We start from the raw sequence: 5155 nt of genomic DNA, 5'->3' as shown, positions 1-5155 counted from the left end.
CGGCGGCGGGCCATGGCCCCTGACAGTTCAGTTGTCAGCCCCACCTGATCAGCCAGAAGGCGTGGTGCGATGGCTCCGGCGTGGGAGATCACCCCGACACCATCAGCAGTAACGGACAGCCCGGCCGACCACGAAGTAACGCTTCACCTACCGAGTGCTTTCTGTGTGGGGACATGGAACCTTAGACAAGTCCCAGTTTCCCCTGTTCAGGAAGCACTTCGGTCTATTTTCGCCCAGCGATCCGCAGATCCCCGTGAATCACCCGGGCTAGGTCGGCATTTCCAGCACGCCAGGTTTCCCACGGGATGTTCCAGTCGCCCAGCCCGTCGGTCCCGGGAAGCGTCGGTCCGACGGTATTGATGACCTTGACCACGTCGCCCCGGTTGCTGCTGTTCTGGAACGACTTGGCGTAGGCGTCGGTGACATTGATACAGCCGTTACTGACGTTGGTGAAGCCCTGTTGTTCAACGGACCATGGGGCGGCATGGACGTAGATCCCGCTGTAGGACATCTGGGTGGCCCAGTTGACTGAAAGCCGGTAGCCGTCGGCCGAGTCGACCGGCACACCAAACGTCGATGAATCCATGATGAGCGATTCGTATCGGTCGCCGATGTAGTAGGTGCCGTTCGGGGTGGGTGTCGATGCCTTTCCTAGTGAGACCGGGCTACTGCTGACGACCTCGCCATTGATTCGGGTCGTCATTGTCTTGGTGTTGTCGTCGATCGTGGTGATGACCTCGTCGCCGATCGTGAAGTTGCTGTTTGCGTCCTGGGCTCCGTAAAGGCCTTCGCCCATATCGGTGCCGTAGATGTTGACGTCGACGTCGACCTCGGTGCCCGGTGCCCAGAATTCGGCGGGGCGCCAGCGAACCTCCGAGGGCGACACCCAGTAGAAGGCTCCTTCGACGGCGGGGGTCGTGGTGACCTCGATGGCGTCCTGGACGGCCTTACGGTCGCCGACGGCGGACTCGAAACGCACCGCGACCGGCTGCGCGATACCTACCGTGTGGCCCTGACCGGTCACCAGGCTCGCGCTGGTGGTCGAGTTCGGGACCACGGTGCTGAACGAGGACGAGTCTGTAATCGTCTCACCGTCGTCGTTAGTAGCGCTCGCCTCGATCGAGTAATCCCGGTTGTAGCCCAGAGTCTCGGTGGTGCGCCACTGGGAGCGTTCCGCGTTGAACTCGCCTTCGACCTCGCGGCCTTCTTCGTTTGTGACCGTGACATCGTCGAACGCACCGTCTGTCACATCCAAGACGATCGGTTCCCGCGGCGTCGCGGCCACTGTCCCATCTTCGAACGAGGTGTGAATGACGGCCGCAGCGGCGGGGGCTTCTTTCGGTGCAGCGGCCGTCGAGGTGTCCTCGGTATCTCCGATCGTGCACGCGCTCAGCCCTACTGCGGCCACCAAGGCCACCGCGACCGAGGCAAGCCGTTTCGCCGGTGTGCGCTCTGGTGCGGCTCCGCCTGCGAGCATCGCTTCTTTCCTCACCACTTCTCCCTCGAGTTCGTATGCGTTCTGACCGGTAGTTTCCATTCCGTCTTCGGTCGGCCTTGGTTTGCGCCGCCGACGACGTTTCAGGGAATCGTTAATGTATGAAATGACCGTCCATCAGCAGCGTAGGCAGTGTCCTGGTCCGCGGCGATGATGGCTTCGACATCACCGACAACTGGTCCCTGCTGCCACTCATCGTCGTTGACGTTCTTGCGCCAGGCGGTGCCGTCGGTATCGATCCCCCAGAGGGTGCCGTCTTCGGCTGCAGATATCAGCAGGAGTTCGGGAGCAGCTGGTACTGATGCGAATGTGCGCCCGATGTCGGTGCTGAGTTGTAGGCCTCCTGCGGTTGTGGCCCAGATGCCCTCGTCGGTAATCGCCAATGCTCTCGCGGCCATCTCGATGCCGTCGGTCCAACTGACGCCCGAGTCGGTGGACGTTCGAATTCCGTTGGCGGTGTCGAATCCGACAAGGGTGTTTCCGTCAGTGGTCAGGGCGTGAAAGTCGACTTCGCCGGAGAGGGATTTCGTCGCCCACGACTGGCCGCCGTCGACACTCTCGATGAGTCCGAGAGGATTGGGGGCGGAGCTTGACGGGCCAGGATGGCCCGAAGCGTAGAGGTTATCCGTCCCGGGCGCGCCTGTGAGCCCCATGAAGTCGTCGTCGGCGTCGCCGACGCGGGTGGTCGCGCCATCGGGGTTGAGGACGAAAAGCCCCGTATGCGTGCCGGCCAGCACCCTTCCCTCAGCATCGAGGTGGAGTCCGTGCACATGGTCAAGCGCGGGTGTTAATGCGGTGCCGACCGTCGATGAGGCGTCCCCGGATTCGGGTGCTGGCGTCTGCTGCGGGCTCGAACACGCGGTCGCGATGAGAGCCGATGCAAGGATGGCTATTGGGGTCCAGGCCCGCTTTCGGTGCGAAAGCATGAGTGCGTATCTCGTTTCTGGCAGGGACAAGAAAATGTGTTGATGCCCAGACGGTCTCCGGCGGGGTCGGACTGCCATCGACCCCGCCGGGAATGCGAGCCTTCGTTTTTTTACATGGAGTCGAGCATCTGCTGCATGGTGTCGATTTCCTGCTGCTGGGTGTCGATGATGGTTTGCGCCAGGTCGACAGCCGGCGGGTACGTGCCGTTCTCGACCTGGTCTTCGGCCATGGCCACGGCGCCTTCGTGGTGGGCGATCATCTGGTTGAGGAACAACTCGGCAGCCTCAGGGCCGGGAGCGTCGGACAACAGCTGCAATTCCTCATCGGAGAGCATGCCCTCCATCTGCGCCATGTCATGGTCACCGCCCATGTCCATGTCCATGTCCATGCCTTCGGGCTGCGTCGGCTCTCCCCACTGCTCGAGCCAGTCGGTCAGCTGCGCGATCTCGGGCCCCTGGGCGGCCTTGATCTCCTCGGCCAGCGAGGTGACGTCGGCGGGGACATCATCCTTGGACAAGATGATGTCGCTCATCTCGATGGCTTGCTCATGGTGGGGGATCATCATCTGGGCGAACATCACGTCAGCCTCGGAATGCTGAGCTGACTCCTCTGCCTGCTCGGTGGTCGAACTCCCGCTGGTCGCAGTGGTCTCGACGGCGGTCGTGGTCTCGCTGGCCGTGTCGGTCTCGTCGCTGGTGCAGGCGGACAGCCCCAGCAGGACCGCGGCGGCAGCGGCGGTCATCACAAGCTTCTTTCGATTCATCTGGGTTCCCTTTCTTCTGCGGACTTTCGGGCCCGCGGGTGGATCACCTTGCCGGTCAGGCGAGGTAGGACAGAGTGGTCATCATCCCGGCCTCTTGGTGATAGGCGTTGTGGCAGTGCAACGCCCACTGGCCAGGATTATCGGTGTCGAACTCGATCTCAATAGTGCGCATCGGCCGAATCGTGACGGTATCTTTGCGAAGCCCGCTGTCCGCGAGCGCGAACGTATGTCCGTGCAGGTGCATCGGGTGGAACATGTCGGACATGTTCCGCATCCGCATTCGCACCCGCTCCCCACTGTTGACCTCCAGCGGCGCCGAATCCGGGTGGACTTGGCTGTTGAGGGTCCACCGGTACGGCGACATCGTCCCGCCCAGGTCGACGCTGTGGTACCGATCATGACTTTGGCTAGACAGACGTACTGCCTCGCTGGGGGATAAGTCGGTACCCAATAGCGGACGCCGGTCCACTTCGACTGGTCGGGAATTTGTCGGGAGATCGCCCGCTGCTGTACGTACGAGGGCCTGCGCGTGACCATCCTTGCCTTCGGGCTGAGCGAACAACGGGAACACGCCGTCGCCGAGCGTGACCACAACATCGAACCGTTCACCCATGCCGATCAGAAGGGAATCGGTGTCCTCGGGAAGCACGGGAAAGCCGTCGGTGTGAGTGACGGTCATCCGGTGCCCGCCAAGCGCTACCCGGAACGCGGTGTCGGCGCCGGCATTAACGAACCGGATGCGCACGCGTTGGCCCCGCGACGCTCTCCAGACGTAGGGGTCGACAGGGAGTCGCCCATTGATCAGAAAGTGCGGGTAGGTGACATCCCCGGCGCTGCCGAGGATGGGGGAGATCATCGACCCCTCACCCCCATGCATGTCCATCATGTCGTGGTCCATCCCCTGCATCCCGGCATCTGCGGTGTCGGCACCGATGCCCAGATCACGGGCGACATCGTCGGGAGTCCGACCGGTCCCATCGAGCCAGTCGTCAAGGACCACGAGCCATTCATGGTCGTAGTCGCCGGGCTCGTCCGGATCATCGATGATCACCACTCCGTACAGGCCCCGATCGAGTTGCAGACCCGAATGTGAGTGGTAAAAGTACGTGCCTGGGTCTGGGGCGGTGAAGTCGTAGGTGAACGTGGTGCCTGGTGCGATCGGGTCCTGTGTCAACCCGGGAACCCCGTCCATGTCGTTGCTCATGGCGATCCCGTGCCAGTGCACGCTGGTCTCCTGTGGCAGCTGGTTGTCCACGGTGATCTGCAGCCGATCTCCAGCTTGGGCCCGCACCAGTGGGCCTGGCAATTGTTGGTCATATCCCCACGTTGAGACAACGCGGCCACCCAGATCAACATCGACCGGACGGGGGGTCAACTGCGCGGATACCACCGTTTGGCCGGGGGAGCGTCGCTCCTGTTCAAGCCGCCTCACGAGATCTGACGAGGCTCCCACGGGACTGCCCGTGGCTGATCCGGAACCAGAACATGCAGTCAGAGCGCCGGCGCCGGCGAGAAGCGATCCGGCCAAGCAGGACCGGCGGGAGACCAGCACGCGCGGCGCACGGCTTAGCGCACCTGCCCGCCCCGTGGCGTCAGCGTTCATCATGATCGACGCTTCGCGAAGTCGCGGTCCCTGCGGGAGATGCGAATGAGATACCGGAAGAGACGACCCCATTAGCAGGAGAGTGCGGCCCGCGCAGGTGCCGATGCCCTCCAAAAAGACTGGTCGCCAAGGCCAGAACCATCGCCCAGAAACCGAGTACGAACGCGATCAACAGAACGATGTCGATCCAGTTCACACCGTAAAGCCACCCCATCATACTCAACTCCTCGCCTGTCTTAGAAACTCGATTCTGCGGTGTGAACTGCGAGATCTGGGTCATCGTTTCGTCAAGATCTGATCAAGGTTCTTCTCTGACAAGCTCGACTCGAGTTGGGAGAGGCCTGGCCTGCTGCGGTGATCTCGGACG

The 5155-nt window shown here is 62.5% G+C and carries 5 protein-coding genes; all 5 read right to left on the bottom strand.

Annotation, left to right across the window (positions count from 1 at the left end):
- Positions 1-223: 223 nt before the first annotated feature.
- Positions 224-1537: an Ig-like domain-containing protein gene (locus tag G6020_RS15575; protein ID WP_182611233.1), complete on the bottom strand. Its 1314-nt coding sequence runs from the start codon at positions 1535-1537 to the stop codon at positions 224-226.
- A 41-nt stretch (positions 1538-1578) separates the two neighbouring features.
- Positions 1579-2421, bottom strand: coding sequence for a F510_1955 family glycosylhydrolase (locus G6020_RS15570; RefSeq protein ID WP_235027361.1), 843 nt, complete (start codon positions 2419-2421; stop codon positions 1579-1581).
- A 110-nt stretch (positions 2422-2531) separates the two neighbouring features.
- Positions 2532-3164: a DUF305 domain-containing protein gene (locus G6020_RS15565; protein WP_107746683.1), complete on the bottom strand. Its 633-nt coding sequence runs from the start codon at positions 3162-3164 to the stop codon at positions 2532-2534.
- A 76-nt stretch (positions 3165-3240) separates the two neighbouring features.
- Positions 3241-4788 carry a multicopper oxidase family protein gene (locus G6020_RS15560; RefSeq protein ID WP_182611232.1) on the bottom strand — a complete coding sequence of 516 codons (1548 nt, stop codon included), beginning with the start codon at positions 4786-4788 and terminating at the stop codon, positions 3241-3243.
- Positions 4778-5068, bottom strand: coding sequence for a hypothetical protein (locus G6020_RS15555; RefSeq protein WP_146166336.1), 291 nt, complete (start codon positions 5066-5068; stop codon positions 4778-4780). The genes G6020_RS15560 and G6020_RS15555 overlap by 11 nt, the downstream gene beginning before the upstream one ends.
- Between the last annotated feature and the right edge of the window lie 87 nt (positions 5069-5155).

Origin of the sequence: Dietzia sp. B19 (assembly GCF_014145155.1) — a bacterium.
Lineage (GTDB): Bacteria > Actinomycetota > Actinomycetes > Mycobacteriales > Mycobacteriaceae > Dietzia > Dietzia natronolimnaea.
Note: the sequence above shows the minus strand (reverse complement) of the source record. Positions and strands in the feature narration are given on the sequence as shown.

Excerpts from the sequence above, each read along its gene's own strand:
- G6020_RS15575 (WP_182611233.1), bottom strand. The coding sequence starts at position 1,537 with ATGGAAACTACCGGTCAGAACGCATACGAACTCGAGGGAGAAGTGGTG.
- G6020_RS15570 (WP_235027361.1), bottom strand. The coding sequence starts at position 2,421 with ATGCTTTCGCACCGAAAGCGGGCCTGGACCCCAATAGCCATCCTTGCA.
- G6020_RS15565 (WP_107746683.1), bottom strand. The coding sequence starts at position 3,164 with ATGACCGCCGCTGCCGCCGCGGTCCTGCTGGGGCTGTCCGCCTGCACC.
- G6020_RS15560 (WP_182611232.1), bottom strand. The coding sequence starts at position 4,788 with ATGAACGCTGACGCCACGGGGCGGGCAGGTGCGCTAAGCCGTGCGCCG.
- G6020_RS15555 (WP_146166336.1), bottom strand. The coding sequence starts at position 5,068 with ATGACCCAGATCTCGCAGTTCACACCGCAGAATCGAGTTTCTAAGACA.